The 17,175-nt window shown below is 65.8% G+C and carries 15 protein-coding genes; 7 read left to right on the top strand and 8 right to left on the bottom strand.

Annotated elements, in window-relative coordinates; translation table 11 throughout:
- Window positions 1-95 precede the first annotated feature (95 nt).
- The 4 genes from ACN22W_RS13955 to purN all read right to left on the bottom strand — a co-directional run bounded on the left by ACN22W_RS13955 (window position 96) and on the right by purN (window position 4,846).
- A complete protein-coding gene (locus tag ACN22W_RS13955; protein WP_048250301.1) occupies window positions 96-1,292 on the bottom strand; it encodes an acyl-CoA desaturase in 1,197 nt (398 codons plus the stop codon).
- Window positions 1,293-1,508: 216 nt separating this feature from the next.
- Window positions 1,509-2,906: a mechanosensitive ion channel family protein gene (locus ACN22W_RS13960; protein WP_419685055.1), complete on the bottom strand. Its 1,398-nt coding sequence runs from the start codon at window positions 2,904-2,906 to the stop codon at window positions 1,509-1,511.
- A gap of 18 nt (window positions 2,907-2,924) precedes the next feature.
- The gene (locus ACN22W_RS13965) at window positions 2,925-4,187 is read right to left on the bottom strand and encodes an RsmB/NOP family class I SAM-dependent RNA methyltransferase (RefSeq protein ID WP_343493587.1); all 1,263 of its coding nucleotides are present in this window, start codon (window positions 4,185-4,187) and stop codon (window positions 2,925-2,927) included.
- Entirely contained in the window at window positions 4,184-4,846 is a 663-nt protein-coding gene (gene purN, locus ACN22W_RS13970; RefSeq protein ID WP_419685058.1) for a phosphoribosylglycinamide formyltransferase, read from the bottom strand. The genes ACN22W_RS13965 and purN overlap by 4 nt, the downstream gene beginning before the upstream one ends.
- Before the next feature lie 122 nt (window positions 4,847-4,968).
- On the opposite strand from purN, the gene ACN22W_RS13975 reads away from it, so the two are divergent.
- The 5 genes from ACN22W_RS13975 (at window position 4,969) to dut (ending at window position 11,186) form a co-directional block, all read left to right on the top strand.
- Complete coding sequence (locus tag ACN22W_RS13975) at window positions 4,969-5,961, top strand: bifunctional riboflavin kinase/FAD synthetase (protein WP_129512786.1); 993 nt, start codon at window positions 4,969-4,971, stop codon at window positions 5,959-5,961.
- 103 nt (window positions 5,962-6,064) lie between these two features.
- Complete coding sequence (ileS, locus tag ACN22W_RS13980) at window positions 6,065-8,902, top strand: isoleucine--tRNA ligase (RefSeq protein WP_419685060.1); 2,838 nt, start codon at window positions 6,065-6,067, stop codon at window positions 8,900-8,902.
- Between the two features lie 2 nt (window positions 8,903-8,904).
- Entirely contained in the window at window positions 8,905-9,405 is a 501-nt protein-coding gene (gene lspA / locus ACN22W_RS13985) for a signal peptidase II (protein ID WP_047898830.1), read from the top strand.
- Window positions 9,406-9,472: 67 nt separating this feature from the next.
- Window positions 9,473-10,684: a bifunctional phosphopantothenoylcysteine decarboxylase/phosphopantothenate--cysteine ligase CoaBC gene (gene coaBC / locus ACN22W_RS13990; protein WP_343493584.1), complete on the top strand. Its 1,212-nt coding sequence runs from the start codon at window positions 9,473-9,475 to the stop codon at window positions 10,682-10,684.
- Between the two features lie 55 nt (window positions 10,685-10,739).
- Window positions 10,740-11,186: a dUTP diphosphatase gene (gene dut / locus ACN22W_RS13995; protein WP_419685063.1), complete on the top strand. Its 447-nt coding sequence runs from the start codon at window positions 10,740-10,742 to the stop codon at window positions 11,184-11,186.
- 54 nt (window positions 11,187-11,240) lie between these two features.
- On the opposite strand, the gene ACN22W_RS14000 is transcribed toward dut, so the two are convergent.
- The 4 genes from ACN22W_RS14000 to clpS all read right to left on the bottom strand — a co-directional run bounded on the left by ACN22W_RS14000 (window position 11,241) and on the right by clpS (window position 16,262).
- Window positions 11,241-12,011: a hypothetical protein gene (locus ACN22W_RS14000; protein ID WP_412023165.1), complete on the bottom strand. Its 771-nt coding sequence runs from the start codon at window positions 12,009-12,011 to the stop codon at window positions 11,241-11,243.
- Window positions 12,012-12,167: 156 nt separating this feature from the next.
- Window positions 12,168-13,547, bottom strand: coding sequence for an amino acid permease (locus tag ACN22W_RS14005; RefSeq protein WP_419685065.1), 1,380 nt, complete (start codon window positions 13,545-13,547; stop codon window positions 12,168-12,170).
- Between the two features lie 103 nt (window positions 13,548-13,650).
- Window positions 13,651-15,951, bottom strand: coding sequence for an ATP-dependent Clp protease ATP-binding subunit ClpA (clpA, locus tag ACN22W_RS14010; RefSeq protein WP_034178825.1), 2,301 nt, complete (start codon window positions 15,949-15,951; stop codon window positions 13,651-13,653).
- Complete coding sequence (gene clpS, locus ACN22W_RS14015; protein WP_006398529.1) at window positions 15,948-16,262, bottom strand: ATP-dependent Clp protease adapter ClpS; 315 nt, start codon at window positions 16,260-16,262, stop codon at window positions 15,948-15,950. Before clpS ends, clpA begins: the two co-directional genes overlap by 4 nt.
- A gap of 289 nt (window positions 16,263-16,551) precedes the next feature.
- On the opposite strand from clpS, the gene ACN22W_RS14020 reads away from it, so the two are divergent.
- A complete protein-coding gene (locus tag ACN22W_RS14020; protein WP_164991967.1) occupies window positions 16,552-16,719 on the top strand; it encodes a hypothetical protein in 168 nt (55 codons plus the stop codon).
- 87 nt (window positions 16,720-16,806) lie between these two features.
- Complete coding sequence (locus ACN22W_RS14025; protein WP_006478030.1) at window positions 16,807-17,010, top strand: cold-shock protein; 204 nt, start codon at window positions 16,807-16,809, stop codon at window positions 17,008-17,010.
- The last annotated feature ends 165 nt before the right edge of the window (window positions 17,011-17,175 follow it).

The raw sequence follows: 17,175 nt of genomic DNA on the forward strand, positions 1-17,175 counted from the left end.
CCCTGCCGACGGCCACCTCGAAAACCGCCGGCTCAAATGAAAAAACCCCGCCAACGCGGGGTTTGTGACGTCCTTAGATTCTAATCGATTTCGAATCAGGCGTAGCGACGCAGGCGTGTCGCGAATTCCTGCAGCGCCTTGATGCCGCTTTGTTCTGCGCGATGGCACCAATCCTGCAATTGCGCGAGAAGCTGTTCGCGCGACGCGGTCGAGCGATCCCAGATTGCGGCGAGATCCTGGCGCAACTGGAAGTACGTGTGCAGCTTCTGGCTGTTCGCGAAGATCTCCGGCAGCAGCTTCTTCTGCGGCTCGTCGAGGCCGTCGGCGTCCTTGTGGAACCACTTGCGCGCGCCGCGCATCAGTTGATACTTCTCGCTCGAACCAAGTTCCTTCAGGTGCGCGAGCTCCTGGGCGTACGCACGCTTCACGGCCTTGCCGTAGCGCGCCATCACTTCGTAGCGGTTCGACAGCACGGCCTGCAGCGTTTCCTGGTCGAGCACCGTCTTCGGCTTGTTCAGGCGCGGCGTCGGTGCGACCTTCTTCACCTTCGCGAGACCGAATGCCGACATGATGCGGATGTACATCCAGCCGATGTCGAACTCGTACCACTTGTTCGACAGCTTCGCCGACGTCGCGAACGTGTGGTGGTTGTTGTGCAGCTCTTCGCCGCCGATCACGATGCCCCACGGGAACAGGTTCGTGCTCGCGTCGGCCGAGTTGAAGTTGCGATAACCCCAGAAGTGACCGAAGCCGTTGACGACGCCAGCCGCCCAGAACGGAATCCAGACCATCTGCACGGCCCACACGGTCAGACCGAGCACGCCGAACAGCGCGACGTCGATCACCATCATGATGCTGATGCCGAGGATCGGGTACTTCGAGTAGAGATTGCGTTCGATCCAGTCGCTCGGCGTGCCGTGGCCGAACTTGCGCATCGTCTCTTCGTTCTTCGCTTCCGCGCGATACAGCTCGGCGCCTTCGAGGAACACCTTCCAGATGCCGCGCGTCTGCGGGCTGTGCGGATCTTCCTCGGTCTCGCACTTCGCGTGGTGCTTGCGGTGAATCGCGGCCCACTGGCCCGTCAGCATGCCGGTCGTCATCCACAGCCAGAGGCGGAAGAAGTGGCTCGCGATCGGATGCAGCTCCAGCGCGCGGTGCGCCTGGCAGCGGTGCAGGTAGACCGTCACGCCGATGATCGTGACGTGCGTGACGGCAAGCGCGAACAGCGCAACCTGCCACCACGAGAAATGCAGGAGCCCGTGGGAAAGAAAATCGAGCAGGGAATTCAACAAGGCAGTTACCTGTGATGAGATGAGTGCGACGCCGGCTCGCGCAGGCGTCAGAAAAATGAAAGCATACCGCGTATAGACCTGAATTTTACTTCAACCGTTCCAAGTCTTTGTAAAAAATGAATATTTTCTTGCCCTGACGCAACAACGGCAGTCCAGAGGCGGACTTGGAATGGCCCGCGATCCGGTTCCGACCGCGGGGTCGGTACGATTGCGCGCCTACGCGGCCGGCGCACGCCCGTCCGCCACGCCGTTGCCGGCCGCCGGATCGCCGGCCGCCGCATCCTGCGGGGCCGCGGCACCTGCCGCGGGAAAGCCGTCCGGCAACCCGACGACGCGCACTTCGCGCTGCGGAAACGGAATCGAGATCCCGTGCTCGCTGAACAGCCGCCAGATGTTGCGGTTCACGGTCGAACGCACGCCCGACGTGCCTTTCGCCGAATCCTCGATCCAGAAGCCGAGTTCCAGGTCGATCCCGTCCGCGCCGAAGCTCACCAGATACGGGGTCGGCGCGGGCTCGGCCAGCACGCGCGGCACGCCCTTCGCGGCATCGGCGAGCAACGCGAGCGCGTGCTCGACATCGCTCGTGTACGCGACCTGCACCGCGACCTTCGCATAACCGCGCGTCAGGTACGACGACTGGTTCTGCACGACGTCGGTGATCAGCTTCTCGTTCGGGATCAGCGTCTCGTTGCCGTCGAGGCCGCGCACGACCGTGTAGCGCGTGCGGATCTGCGTGACGACGCCCTGCAGCCCGCCGACGCTGATCGCATCGCCGAGCCGCAGCGAGCGGTCGAGCAGGATGATGAAGCCCGACACGTAGTTGCTCGCGATCTTCTGCAGCCCGAAGCCGAGGCCGACACCCACCGCGCCGCCGAACACGCCGAGCACCGTCACGTCGATGCCGACGAGCGACAGCCCGATCAGGATCGCCGCGAACACGAGCAGCGCGCGGCCGACCCGCGACAGCACGACCTTCAGGTTCGCATCGAGCGTGCTCGCACGCGTGAGGCGATCCTCGAGCACCGAGCCGAGCCACATCGCGACCATCAGCGTCACGCAGACCCACAGCGCGCCGGAGATCAGCGACAGCAGCGTCAGGTGCGCATTGGCGACGCGGAACTGCACGCTGTCGAGCCAGCCGAGCACGTCGCGCTGGATGCCGAGCACGGTCAGCACCATCGCGGCCCACACGACGGTCGACACGATCTTCTCGACGATCGACAGCCACGCATGCGTGTGGCCATCGCGCGCGAACACGCGCCGTGCGAAGAAGAACAGCACGTAGATCAGCCCGATGCCGAACAACGGCACCAGGGCGAGCGACAGCAGCGACGTCGACATGAACGGGTCGAACGCGAGCTGCGCGACGCCCGCGAAGACGCCCCCGAACAACGGGAACAACGCGCGCTTCAGGCTTTGCGCGCCCGCGCCGGGCGCGCGTCCGGCCGCCCGGCGGCGCGCATCGATCCGGCCGTGCACGAAGCGTGCGGCCACCCACGCGAAACACAGCGCGCCGACGAGGATCGCCGCCTGCCAGATCATCACCGGCTGGTGGAAATCGCGAATCACCGACGCCAGCCGGTGCGACAGCAGGCGGCTTTGCAGATTCTCCATCGTCCGTCCGGCCTGTCGTTACTGCGCGCGGCGTTCGAGCACCGCGGCGAAGAAGCCGTCGGTCGCGTGACGATGCGGCCACAGCGACAGGTAGTCGCCGGTCTCGAGCTCGATGCGCTGGTCGGCCAGCACCTTCTGCGCCGGCACCAGCACGAACTCGGGATGGTCGGCCAGGAACTGTTCGACGATGCGCTCGTTCTCGGCGTCGAGCACGCTGCAGGTCGCATAGACGAGCCGGCCGCCCTTCTTCACGAGGCGCGCGGCGCTCGCGAGGATCGACGCCTGCTTCGGCGTCAACTCGTCGATCGCGGTGCGCGACTGGCGCCACTTCAGGTCCGGATTGCGGCGCAGCGTGCCGAGGCCGCTGCACGGCGCGTCGACCAGCACGCGGTCGATCTTGCCGGCGAGCCGCTTGATCTTCGCATCATGCTCGCTGTCGATCAGCACCGGGTTCACGTTCGACAGCCCGCTGCGCGCGAGGCGCGGCTTCAGCTTCGCGAGGCGCTTTTCCGACACGTCGAACGCGTAGAGGCGCCCGGTCGAGCGCATCATCGCGCCCAGCGCGAGCGTCTTGCCGCCGGCGCCCGCGCAGAAATCGACGACCATCTCGCCACGGCGCGGCGCGACGAGCGAGCACAGCAGCTGGCTGCCTTCGTCCTGCACCTCGATCTGGCCTTCCTCGAACAGCTTCAGGCGCGTCAGCGCCGGCTTGCCGACGACGCGCACGCCGAACGGCGCGAACGGCATCGCGCCCGCATCGATACCGTTCGCACGCAGCGCGTCGATCACCTGGTCGCGGGTCGCCTTCTGCGCGTTGGCACGCAGGTCGAGCGGCGCCGGGTAGTTCAGCGCGGCGGCGAGCTGCGCGAGTTCCTCGGCGTCGAATCGGGCCGACAGCGCCTGGTGGATCCAGTCGGGCAGGTTCGTGCGCACGCGCACCGGCAGGCTCGCCGGATCGATCTTCGACACGTGCTCGAGCCACGCGGACTCGGTGTCGGACAAAAACGGCCTCAGCGCGTTACGGCCGGCCGTCTGCATCAGGCCGAGCAGCGTGAGACGCCGCGCGGGCGTGCCCGTGCCGCTCTCGGCCAGGTGCGAAAACTCCATCTTGCGGCGCAGCACCGCGAAGACGGCCTCGGCGATCACGCCGCGCTCGGCATGCCCGAGCTTCGGGTGCGCGCGGAAGAACCGGCTCGTCGTCGCGTCGGCGGGGCCGGCGAACTTCAGCACCTCGGCCAGCAAGGTCTCGGTCTGGCCAATCAGGAATCCGTGCAGCTTCATACACCCTCACTCGTTTCGGTATGCGGTTGATCCGCGAAAATCCAGCGTGCTTCTTCCGGCGCCACGACGGCACGGCCGTTCTCGAGGCGCAAGCGCCCCTCGACGAACCAGCGCACCGCGCGCGGATACAACACGTGCTCGACCGTCAGCACGCGCTGCGCCAGCGCGGCCGCGTCGTCGCCCGCGCGCACGGGCACCGCGCCCTGCGCGACGATCGCGCCGCTGTCGAGTTCGGGAATCACGAAGTGAACGGTCACGCCGTGCAGCGCGACGCCCGCGTCGAGCGCCTGCTGGTGCGTGTGAATGCCCTTGAAGCTCGGCAGCAGCGACGGGTGGACATTCAGCAGCCGACCTTCATATCGTCTGACGAATGCCGACGTGAGGATGCGCATGAAGCCCGCGAGGACGACGAGATCGGGTGCGAAACGGTCGATCTCCGCGGCAAGCGCCGCGTCGAAGCTGTCGCGGCTATCGAAGGAACGGTGGTCGACCACCGCGGTCGCCACCCCGTGCGACGCGGCAAAAGCCAGGCCGGCCGCATCGGGCCGGTTGGCGATCACGGCGGCAACCTCGGCCGGCCAGCATTCCTGCGCGCACGCGCGGACAATGGCCTCCATGTTGCTGCCGCGACCGGAAATCAGGATCACGAGTTTTTTCATCCGCGAATTTTACCATTCGCCCCCGCGTTTCCCGCCTTCTCGGCCGCCGGCCCGCCCGAACGTTTATAATCTTCTGCTTTGCGGCATCCCACCGCCCATTCCCCGACGCTGCATCCGCTATCGTGAAAGTCTTCCGCGGCCTGCCCAACGCCGAGAGCCGCGCCCCGTGCGCGCTGACGATCGGCAACTTCGACGGTGTCCATCGCGGCCACCAGGCCCTGCTCGCGCGCGTGCGCGCGGCAGCGGACGCGCGCGGCCTGCCCGTGTGCGTGATGACTTTCGAGCCGCACCCGCGCGAATTCTTCAACCCGGCCGGCGCGCCGCCGCGCATCGCGATGCTGCGCGACAAGCTCGAGGCGCTGCGTGAACACGGTGTCGACCGCGTCGTCGTCGAGCACTTCAACCACACGTTCGCCAGCCAGTCGCCCGAAGCGTTCGTCGAACGCACGCTCGTCGGCGGGCTGCACACGCGCTGGATGATGGTCGGCGACGATTTCTGCTACGGCGCGAAACGCGCGGGCACCTTCGACACGCTGAAGGCCGCCGGCGAGCAGCACGGCTTCGAGGTCGAGCAGATGGGCACGGTGGCCGGCAGCGACGGCACGCGCATCTCGAGCTCGGGTGTACGCACCGCGCTCGCGGCGGGCGATCTCGACGGCGCCGCGCAGGCGCTCGGCCACGGTTATGCGATCAGCGGGCACGTCGCGCACGGGCTCAAGCTCGGCCGCGACCTCGGCTTCCCGACGCTGAACCTGCCGATCGCGCACAAGCGGCCGGCACTTGCGGGCATCTTCGTCGTGCAGGTGCACGGCCTCGGTCCCGACCCGCTGCCGGGCGTCGCGAGCCTCGGCCTGCGCCCGACCGTCGACGATTCAGGCCGCGTGCTGCTCGAGGTCCACCTGCTCGACTGGCACGGCGATGCGTACGGCAAGCTCATCCGCGTCGAATTCCTGAAGAAGCTGCGCGACGAGGCGAAGTTCGACGATCTCGAGGCGCTGTCGCGCGCGATCGCACTGGACGTCGCGAATGCGCGCGCGTATTTCGTCGAGCGCGACCGTGCGCCGGGCAGCCGCGCGACGGGCTTCGCGACGTCGGCAACCGACCGAATTAGCTGATCCGGACGGCGGCGCCCCGCGCGCCGCACCCTCGCGCCGCTCACTCGCGCGCATCCCCGATTCACGACGCTCGCGCGTCTCCCGATTTGATAGCGATCCCATCATGAGCAACAAGAAAGCCGATTCGAAACCGCAGGCCAAGTATCCGGTCAACCTGCTCGACACGCCGTTCCCGATGCGCGGCGACCTGCCCAAGCGCGAGCCGCAGTGGGTCAAGGAATGGGAAGAGCGCGGCCTCTACGACAAGATCCGCGCGGCCAGCAAGGGCCGGCCGAAGTTCATCCTGCACGACGGCCCCCCGTATGCGAACGGCGACATCCACCTCGGCCACGCCGTCAACAAGATCCTGAAGGACATCGTCGTCAAGTCGCGCAACATGGCCGGCTTCGACGCGCCGTACGTGCCGGGCTGGGACTGCCACGGGATGCCGATCGAGATCCAGATCGAGAAGCAGTTCGGCAAGTCGCTGCCGGCGGCCGAAGTGATGAGCAAGGCGCGCGCGTACGCGACCGAGCAGATCGAGAAACAGAAGGTCGGCTTCAAGCGCCTCGGCGTGCTCGGCGACTGGGCCAACCCGTACAAGACGATGAACTTCGTCAACGAGGCGGAAGAGCTTCGCGCGCTCGGCAAGATCATCGAGAAGGGTTACGTGTATCGCGGGCTGAAGCCGGTGAACTGGTGCTTCGACTGCGGCTCGGCGCTCGCGGAAGCGGAAGTCGAGTACAAGGACCGCACCGACCCGACGATCGACGTGATGTTCGCGTTCGCGGAACCGGAAAAGACCGCGCAGGCGTTCGGCCTGCCGGCGCTGCCGCGCGCCGAAGGCGGCATCGTGATCTGGACCACCACGCCGTGGACGATCCCGGCAAACCAGGCGCTGAACCTCCATCCGGAAATCGTCTACGCGCTGGTCGACACCGAGCGCGGGCTGCTGATCATCGCGGAAGAGCGCGTCGCCGCGTGCATGGAAGAATTCAAGCTGACGGGCCGCGTCGTCGCGACCGCGCCCGGCGTGAAGCTCGCGAACCTGCGTTTCCACCACCCGCTCGCATCGGCCCACCCCGGCTACAAGCGCACCGCGCCCGTCTACCTCGGCGACTACGTGACGACCGACACCGGTACCGGCGTCGTGCACTCGTCGCCCGCGTACGGCATCGAGGACTTCATGTCCTGCAAGGCGCACGGGATGACCGATTCCGACTTCATCAACCCGGTGATGGGCGACGGTCGTTATATCGAATCGCTGCCGCTGTTCGGCGGCCTGTCGATCTGGGATGCGAACCCGAAGATCGTGGAAGCGCTGAACGCGGCCGGCTCGCTGCTGCGCAGCGAGAAGTACACGCACAGCTACATGCACTGCTGGCGCCACAAGACGCCTATCATCTACCGCGCGACGTCGCAGTGGTTCGCCGGCATGGACGTGACGCCGCGCGACGGCAGCAAGACGCTGCGCGAAACGGCGCTCGAAGGCATCGACGCGACCGCGTTCTACCCGTCGTGGGGCAAGCAGCGCCTGTTCAGCATGATCGCGAACCGTCCCGACTGGACGCTGTCGCGCCAGCGCCAGTGGGGCGTGCCGATGGCGTTCTTCGTGCACAAGGAAACCGGCGAGCTGCATCCGCGCACGCTCGAACTGCTCGAGGAAGTCGCGAAGCGCGTCGAGCAGTCGGGCATCGAGGCATGGCAGACGCTCGATCCGCGCGAGCTGCTCGGCGACGACGCGAACCTGTACGAAAAGAACCGCGACACGCTCGACGTGTGGTTCGACTCGGGCACGACGCACTGGCACGTGCTGCGCGGCTCGCACAAGGATCAGCTGCAGTTCCCGGCGGACCTGTACCTCGAAGGTTCGGACCAGCATCGCGGCTGGTTCCACTCGTCGCTGCTGACCGCATCGATGATCGACGGCCGCGCGCCGTACAAGGGCCTGCTCACGCACGGCTTCACGGTCGACGGCGAAGGCCGCAAGATGAGCAAGTCGCTCGGCAACGGCATCGACCCGCATGAAGTCGCGAACCGCCTCGGTGCGGAAATCATCCGCCTGTGGATCGCGTCGACCGACTATTCGGGCGAGCTCGCGATCTCCGAGGAAATCCTGAAGCGCGTGACGGAAGGTTATCGCCGCATCCGCAACACGCTGCGCTTCCTGCTCGCGAACCTGTCGGATTTCGACTTCGCGCAGCACGCGGTGCCCGTCGACGAATGGCTCGAGATCGATCGTTATGCGGTCGCGTTCTCGGCGCAACTGCAGACGGAACTGCTCGGCCACTACGAGAAGTACGAATTCCACCCGGTCGTCGCGAAACTGCAGACGTACTGCTCGGAAGATCTCGGCGGCTTCTACCTCGACGTGCTGAAGGACCGCCTGTACACCAGCGCGGCCGATTCGCGCGCACGCCGCTCCGCGCAGACCGCGCTGTACCACCTGACGCACGGCCTGCTGCGCGTGCTCGCGCCGTTCCTGTCGTTCACGGCGGAAGAAGCATGGAAGGTGTTCCAGCCGGCCGGCGAAACGATCTTCACGGAAACGTATTACGCATACCCGGAAGTCGCCGGCTCGGCCGCGCTGATCGAGAAGTGGGCGCTGCTGCGTGACGTGCGCGGCAACGTGACGAAGGCGCTCGAGGAAGCACGCACCGCGAACCGCATCGGCTCGTCGCTGCAGGCCGAAGTGGCCGTGCACGCGAGCGGCGCGCGCTACGACGCGCTCACGAGCCTCGGCGAAGACCTGAAGTTCGTGCTGATCACGTCGGCCGCAACCGTCGTCAAGGTCGACAACGAAGCGCAGGAAAGCGTCGACGTGGCCGCATCGAAGTACCAGAAGTGCGAACGCTGCTGGCACTACCGCGAGGATGTCGGCGCGCACGCCGATCATCCGACGCTGTGCGGCCGCTGCTTCTCGAACCTGTTTGAAAACGGCGAAATCCGGAGCGCTGCTTAACCATGGCGAAAACCTTGTCGAAACCGGCCAGCGGCGCGCTTGCGCCCTGGCTCGGCATTTCGCTGATCGTGATCCTGTTCGATCAGTTGTCGAAGATCGCAATCCTGAAGACGTTCGCGTATGGCGCGCAGCATGCGCTGACGTCGTTCTTCAACCTCGTGCTGGTGTACAACCGCGGCGCCGCGTTCGGCTTCCTGTCGACCGCGAGCGGCTGGCAGCGCTGGGCGTTCACCGCGCTCGGGATCGGTGCGACGCTCGTGATCTGCTTCCTGCTGAAGCGCCATGGCCACCAGCGGCTGTTCAGCGTGTCGCTTGCGCTGATCCTCGGCGGTGCGCTCGGCAACGTGATCGACCGGCTCGTCTACGGTCACGTGATCGACTTCCTCGATTTCCACCTCGGCGCCTGGCATTTCCCGGCGTTCAACCTCGCCGATTCCGCGATCACGGTCGGCGCGGTGCTGCTGATCTACGACGAACTGCGTCGCGTGCGCGGCTCGCGCTAAGCGCGCATACTCGGCGTCGACGGCCGGCCTCGCGCCGGCCGTCCCGTTTGAACCTTGGAGGCCTGAGTTGGCACACGCAGAACTCGCAGGAAAACACCTCGTTCTCGGCCTGACGGGCGGCATCGCCTGCTACAAGATCGCCGAGCTCACGCGGCTGCTGACCAAAGCCGGCGCGACCGTGCAGGTCGTGATGACGGAAGCCGCCACCCAGTTCATCACGCCCGTCACGATGCAGGCGCTGTCGGGCCGGCCCGTCTTCACGAGCCAGTGGGACGCGCGCATCGACAACAACATGGCGCACATCGACCTGTCGCGCGAAGCCGACGCGATCGTGATCGCGCCCGCGTCGACGGACTTCCTCGCGAAGCTCGCGCACGGGTTCGCGGACGATCTGCTGTCGACGCTGTGCGTCGCGCGCGACTGCCCGTTGCTCGTCGTCCCCGCGATGAACCGCCAGATGTGGCAAAACCCGGCCACGCAGCGCAACGCCGCGCAACTGCGCGCGGACGGCGTGTCGGTGCTCGGCCCGGATTCGGGCGCGCAGGCGTGCGGCGAAGTCGGCGACGGCCGCATGCTCGAGCCCGAGGCGATCTATGAAGCGATCGTCGCGCACTTCGCGCCGAAGGTGCTCGCGCACCGGCGCGTGCTGATCACGGCCGGCCCGACGTTCGAACCGCTCGACCCCGTGCGCGGCCTCACGAACCGCTCGAGCGGCAAGATGGGCTTCGCGCTCGCGCGCGCCGCGCAGCAGGCCGGCGCCGACGTGCATCTGGTCGCGGGGCCGGTGGCGCTCGACACGCCGTGGGGCGTCTACCGCCAGGACGTGCAGACCGCGCAGCAGATGTACGACGCGGTGATGCATGCCGTTGCCGATGCCGACATCTTCATCGCGGTGGCCGCGGTCGCCGACTGGCGCGTCGACCAGCCGGCCGAGCACAAGATGAAGAAGACGGCCGACCGCAAGATGCCGGCGCTCGCGTTCGTCGAGAACCCCGACATCCTCGCGTCGGTCGCGGCACTGCCCGATCCGCCGTTCTGCGTCGGGTTCGCGGCCGAAAGCGGCGACCTCGACGTGCACGGCGACGAGAAGCGCAAACGCAAGAACGTGCCGCTGCTCGTCGGCAACCTCGGCCCGCTGACGTTCGGCCGCGACGACAACGAAGTCGTGCTGTTCGAAGCCGCCGGCCTCACACGCCTGCCGCGTGCGCCGAAAGACGAACTCGCGCATGTGCTCGTCGCGGAAATCGCGAAGCGCCTGCCCGACAACCGCCTGATCTGATCTCCCGCGCGGCGGCCAGCGCCGCCGCGCCCTTCCCGACCGATTCGACGACCGCATGAAACTCGACCTGAAGATTCTCGACGCGCGCATGCGCGACTACTTGCCCGCCTATGCAACCACCGGCAGCGCGGGCCTCGACCTGCGCGCCTGCCTCGACGCGCCGGTGACGCTGCAACCGGGCGAAACGACGCTCGTGCCGACGGGCCTCGCGATCCACCTCGCCGATCCGGGTTATGCGGCGCTGATCCTGCCGCGCTCAGGCCTCGGCCACAAGCACGGCATCGTGCTCGGCAACCTCGTCGGCCTGATCGACTCCGGCTACCAGGGCCAGTTGATGATCTCGACGTGGAACCGCGGCCAGACCGAGTTCGTGCTGAACCCGTTCGAGCGGCTCGCGCAGCTCGTGATCGTGCCGGTCGTGCAGGCGCAGTTCAACATCGTCGACGACTTCGCGGAAAGCGATCGCGGCGCAGGCGGCTTCGGCAGCACCGGCCGCCACTGAGCGACACAGCAAAAAAAGGGGCCTCGCGGCCCCTTTTTCCTGTTCCATTCGCCGTCATTCGCTGACCGGCTGCGCGATCCGCGCGGGTGCCAGTTCGCGTCGCCGCGCCTGCGCGATGCTCGCATAGATCACCAGCGCGACCAGCACGCCGAGCAGCACGGCCGACGAGCCAACCGTACCGAGCGCGAGGCCACCCTTGGCGACCGGCTTCGTCAGCAGGTCGCCCACCGTCGCACCGAACGGCCGAGTGAGCACGAACGCGGCCCAGAACAGCAGCACGCCCGAGATTCGCGTGAAGTAGTGCGCGAGCACGATCACCGCGAGCAGCCCGCCGATCAGCAGCGCGCCGCCGCCGAAACCGAGCCCCGAGCTGTCCGCGAGGAAGTCGCCGAGCGCGGTGCCGAGCGTGTTCGAGAACAGGATCGCGATCCAGTACAGCAACTCGACCTTGCGCGTGCGAATCAGGTCGACCGACAGCGATTCGCCGCTGAGCCGCCAGACCGCGAAGATCGCCAGCAGGATCGCGACGAGGATCGACGAGCCGGCCGCATAACCGAGGCCGAGCGTGCGGTCCATGAAGTCGGACATCGTCGTGCCGGCCGTGCTGGTCGCGACGATCACGGCCCAGTAAATCGCCGGGCGATAGCGCGTCGTCTTGAGCTGCGCGCCCAGCGTCACGAGGAAGAAGCCGAACAGCAGGATCGAGCTCACCGCGTAACCGACGTTCAGCGTCATCGACAGCAGGTCGCCGCCGGTTTCGCCGAGTGTCGTCGCGCAGATCTTCATGATCCAGAACGCAAGCGTGATTTCGGGAAGTTTGTTCATTCGAACCCCTTTTGCAGGATAGCGGCGGGCCGACGCGTGCCGGCCCGCCTTGCAGACAGGATCGAATGTTAGTCGCCGCCGGCTTAACGGAACCTTAGCGAATATGAAGAATGGGGTCGCCGGCAGGCGCGGTCGCGGACGGCCGCGCTGGCGCCGTCAGCGTGCGTGTTCGTGCCGGTAGTGCAGCGCATACGCGAGCGTCAGCAGCACGACGAACACGACGCCGACCACCATCGTCATCCGGAATTCGCGCGTGAACGCGGTCGTGAACAGGATCGCCGCGACGAGCCCCGCACCGAGCAGGCTGCCGAACGGGTGCCCCCACATCCGGAACGCGAGCGCGGGGCCGCGGTACCGCGCACGGAAGCGCAGGTGCGTGACGAAGATCATCAGCCACGTGAACAGCGCGCCGAACATCGCGATCGCCATCATCACGGTGAACGCCGTGTCGGGCGCCAGCGCGACCAGCACGGCCGCTACCGCGACGCCGCTCGTCGAGATCCACAGCGCCGCACGCGGCACGCCGTTCGTGCCGAGCCGGCCGAACGCCGCGGGCGCGAGCCGCGCGCGCGACAGGCTGAACATCATCCGCGTCGTCACATAGAGCTGGCTGTTCATCGCCGACAGCGCCGCGATCAGCAGCACGAAGTTGATCACGCCGGCCGCGTACGGCACATGTGTGGCGGCCATCACCTTCACGAACGGGCTTTCGTCGGTGCCGGCCTGCGTCCACGGCACGATCGCGAGCATCAGCGACAGCGTCATCAGGTAGAACAGCACGAGCCGGAACACCGTCGAGCGGAACGCGCGCGTGACCGCGTGCTGCGGATCGCGCGCCTCGCCGGCCGCGATCGCGACGGCCTCGATGCTCATGTAGCTGAAGATCGCGACGATCACCGCGACCCAGGTGCCCCACGGCCCCTTCGGCATGAAGCCGCCGTGCGCGGTATAGTTCGCGAAACCGATGCCCGATGCGGCCGGCGCCGACCACACGAGGTAGGCGCCGAGCACGATGAACACGACGATCGCGGCGATCTTCAGCAGCGAGAACGCATATTCGACCGAGCCGTACAGCGTGACGCTCGCGAGGTTCACGGCGATCAGCAACGCGGAGAAGCCGATCACCCAGTACCAGCCGGGCACGGCCGGAAACCAGTACTTCATGAACACGGCGATCGCGCTGATCTCGGTGCCGATCGCGAACACGACCGCGAACCAGTACGCATAGCGCACGAGAAAGCCCGCGAGCGGGCCGACGTAGTGCTCGGCATACGCGCCGAACGAGCCGGCCGTCGGATGCGCGACGGTCATTTCCGCGAGCGCGCCCATCAGCAGCAGCGCGATCAGCGCGCCGATCGCATACGAGACCAGCACGCTCGGGCCGGCGAGCCCGATCGCGAACCCGCTGCCGAGGAACAACCCCGTGCCGATCGCGCCGCCGATCGCGATCATCGCCATCTGCCCCGACGTCAGCGCGTGGCGCAACCCTTGTTCTCGCGCGACGATGCTGTCGAACGATCGTTGTTGTTGTGTCACTGCGTTACCACTCCCCTGCACCACCATTGCGCCGCCGGCGCCGGATAAAACGAAACGGCGCGGAGAACTTCCCGCGCCGTTCGCATGAACAACGAATTATCGCTTACTCGACTTCGACCGTCTCTTCGTTCGGCTTGTGCGGCGGATTCGCCAGCTTGTCGAACGACAGCTGCACCTTGTCGTTTTCGTCGACGTCGACCGTCACGTGACCACCGTTGACGAGCTTGCCGAACAGCAGTTCGTCGGCCAGCGCGCGACGGATCGTGTCCTGGATCAGCCGCTGCATCGGCCGCGCGCCCATCAGCGGGTCGAAGCCGTGCTTCGCGAGATGCTTGCGCAACGCGTCGGTGAAGAGCGCGTCGACCTTCTTCTCGTGCAGCTGTTCCTCGAGCTGGATCAGGAACTTGTCGACCACGCGCATGATGATTTCCTCATCGAGCGAGCGGAAGCTGATGATCGAATCCAGACGGTTGCGGAACTCCGGCGTGAACAGGCGCTTGATGTCGGTCATCTCGTCGCCGGTTTCGCGGCGCGTCGTGAAGCCGATCGTCGCCTTCTGCATCGACTCGGCGCCCGCGTTCGTCGTCATGATGATGATGACGTTGCGGAAATCCGCCTTGCGGCCGTTGTTGTCCGTCAGCGTGCCGTGGTCCATCACCTGCAGCAGCACGTTGTAGATGTCCGGATGCGCCTTCTCGATTTCGTCGAGCAGCAGCACGCAATGCGGCTTCTTCGTGACGGCTTCGGTCAGCAGCCCGCCCTGGTCGAACCCGACGTAGCCCGGCGGCGCGCCGATCAGGCGGCTCACCGCGTGACGCTCCATGTACTCCGACATGTCGAAGCGGATCAGCTCGATGCCGAGCGTGAACGCGAGCTGGCGCGCCACTTCGGTCTTGCCGACGCCCGTCGGGCCGGAGAACAGGAACGCGCCGATCGGCTTGTCCATCTTGCCGAGGCCCGCGCGCGCCATCTTGATCGATGCCGCCAGCGCGTCGATCGCCGGATCCTGGCCGAACACGACGCTCTTCAGGTCGCGATCGAGCGTCTGCAGCTTGCTGCGATCGTCCTGCGACACGCTCTGCGGCGGCACGCGCGCGATCTTCGAGATGATTTCCTCGATCTCGCTCTTGCCGATCGTCTTCTTCTGCTTCGACTTCGGCAGGATGCGCTGCGCGGCGCCGGCTTCGTCGATCACGTCGATCGCCTTGTCCGGCAGGTGACGGTCGGTGATGAAGCGCGCCGACAGTTCAGCCGCGGCCGACAGCGCGCCCGACGAATACTTGACGCCGTGGTGTTCCTCGAAGCGCGACTTCAGCCCGCGCAGGATCGCGACCGTCTGCTCGACGGTCGGCTCGCTCACGTCGACCTTCTGGAAGCGCCGCGACAGTGCCGCATCCTTCTCGAAGATGCCGCGATACTCGGTGAACGTGGTCGCGCCGATGCACTTGAGCGTGCCCGACGACAGCGCCGGCTTCAGCAGGTTCGACGCATCGAGCGTGCCGCCCGACGCGGCGCCCGCGCCAATCAGCGTGTGGATTTCGTCGATGAACAGGATCGCGTGCGGACGCTCCTTGAGCTCCTTCAGCACCGTCTTCAGGCGCTGCTCGAAATCGCCGCGATACTTGGTGCCGGCGAGCAACGCGCCCATGTCGAGCGAGTAGACCTGCGCATTCGCGAGGATGTCGGGCACTTCGCCGCGCGTGATGCGATAGGCGAGCCCTTCCGCGATCGCGGTCTTGCCGACGCCGGCCTCGCCGACGAGCAGCGGATTGTTCTTGCGGCGGCGGCACAGGACCTGCACGACGCGCTCGACCTCGGGCTCGCGACCGATCAGCGGATCGATGCGGCCGTCCTTCGCCATCTGGTTCAGGTTCTGCGTGAACTGCGCGAGCGGCGTTTCCTTCTGCGCATTCGCGTCTTCGCTTTCCGCGTTCGCGTCGGTCGACTTCGCGGCTTCGCCGCTGTTCGTCTTCGCGATGCCGTGCGAAATGAAGTTCACGACGTCGAGGCGCGTGACGCCCTGCTGCTGCAGGTAGTACACCGCGTGCGAGTCCTTCTCGCCGAAGATCGCGACCAGCACGTTCGCGCCGGTGACTTCCTTCTTGCCGTTCGACGTCGACTGGACGTGCATGATCGCGCGCTGGATCACGCGCTGGAAACCGAGCGTCGGCTGGGTATCGACATCGTCGGTGCCCGGGACGGTAGGTGTGTTGTCGTGGATGAAATTGCGCAGGTTCTGACGCAGGTCCTCGATGTTTGCCGCGCACGCGCGCAACACCTCGGCTGCCGTCGGATTATCCAGCAGGGCCAGCAGCAGATGCTCGACCGTAATGAACTCATGGCGCGCCTGGCGTGCTTCCATGAACGCCATGTGCAGGCTGACTTCCAATTCCTGGGCAATCATGCTTCCTCCATCACGCACTGCAGCGGATGCCCGGCCTGCCGCGCATGGGTAACGACTTGCTCAACCTTGGTCGACGCGATGTCCCGCGTATAGACCCCACAAACTCCTCGCCCTTCGCGATGGACCTTCAGCATGATCTGCGTGGCCGTCTCGCGATCCTTCTTGAAATACTCCTGGACCACCATCACGACGAACTCCATCGGCGTGAAGTCGTCGTTCAGCAGCACCACCTTGTACATCGAAGGCGGCTTGAGCTTCTGCTGCTTGCGTTCCAGGACGGTACTGTCCTGCTTGTCCGGGATAATCGCCATACACCCATTCTAAACAACTCGGACAGGCCCGCAATCCTGCCATTACCCGACCGACCGGCCGGCGCCCTCCCCGGTATCCCGGAACACGCGATCGTCTTCGCGCCATACGAAAGCCGGCTGCGGTGCCGGCTTTCACGCGTGGCGCGGAACACGAACCGTCAGGGGGAATCGCACCGGAACGTCGTATCCGCATCCAGTATCCCACAAGCCGGGACGACTCGAACGCGTGTCACTCGAGCCTGGTATATGAGCCGATTATGCGGCTTTTCAAGTCCTCGCGCTTGGCCGCATGCTGCAAAGCAAAGCCGGAAAAACCCTGAAAATGGGTTCTTTACAACGGCCCTCTATACGTCTAAAAATTCCTCTTGACACTCCAATAAAGAGCGCCAACAATCAAGCTGGCACTTTTTTCAAATTGCCAGTTGGCGAAATGAAAGAGGCCGAGGTGAGCTTGTGAGGGGGGAACGGCTGCATTTTCCGGTCGTTTAGCTTTTCGAGCGTGCTCGTGGTAAGTAGCAGCGACTGTGTGACAGGGGAAGTAGGTATGGCAACTGGTATCGTTAAGTGGTTCAACGACGCGAAGGGCTTCGGTTTCATCACTCCCGACGAGGGCGGTGAGGATCTGTTTGCGCACTTCTCGGCTATCACCATGAATGGCTTCAAGACGTTGAAGGAAGGCCAGAAGGTGAGCTTTGACGTCGTTCAAGGACCGAAGGGCAAGCAAGCGTCGAACATCCAGGCCGCATAAAGGCATCGGATATCGGACGAAGAAACCCGGCGCATTGCGCCGGGTTTCTTTTTTTTCAGGCCGGCCAATCGATAATCGATTGGCCGGCCTTTTCGTTCAATCCCGATAATCAAACGCGCATTGTCTTGTCACGCACGCAGATCGGATAGCAGTCCGGCTCGTGAA

It is taken from the genome of Burkholderia theae, from assembly GCF_048565265.1.
Classification (GTDB): domain Bacteria; phylum Pseudomonadota; class Gammaproteobacteria; order Burkholderiales; family Burkholderiaceae; genus Burkholderia; species Burkholderia theae.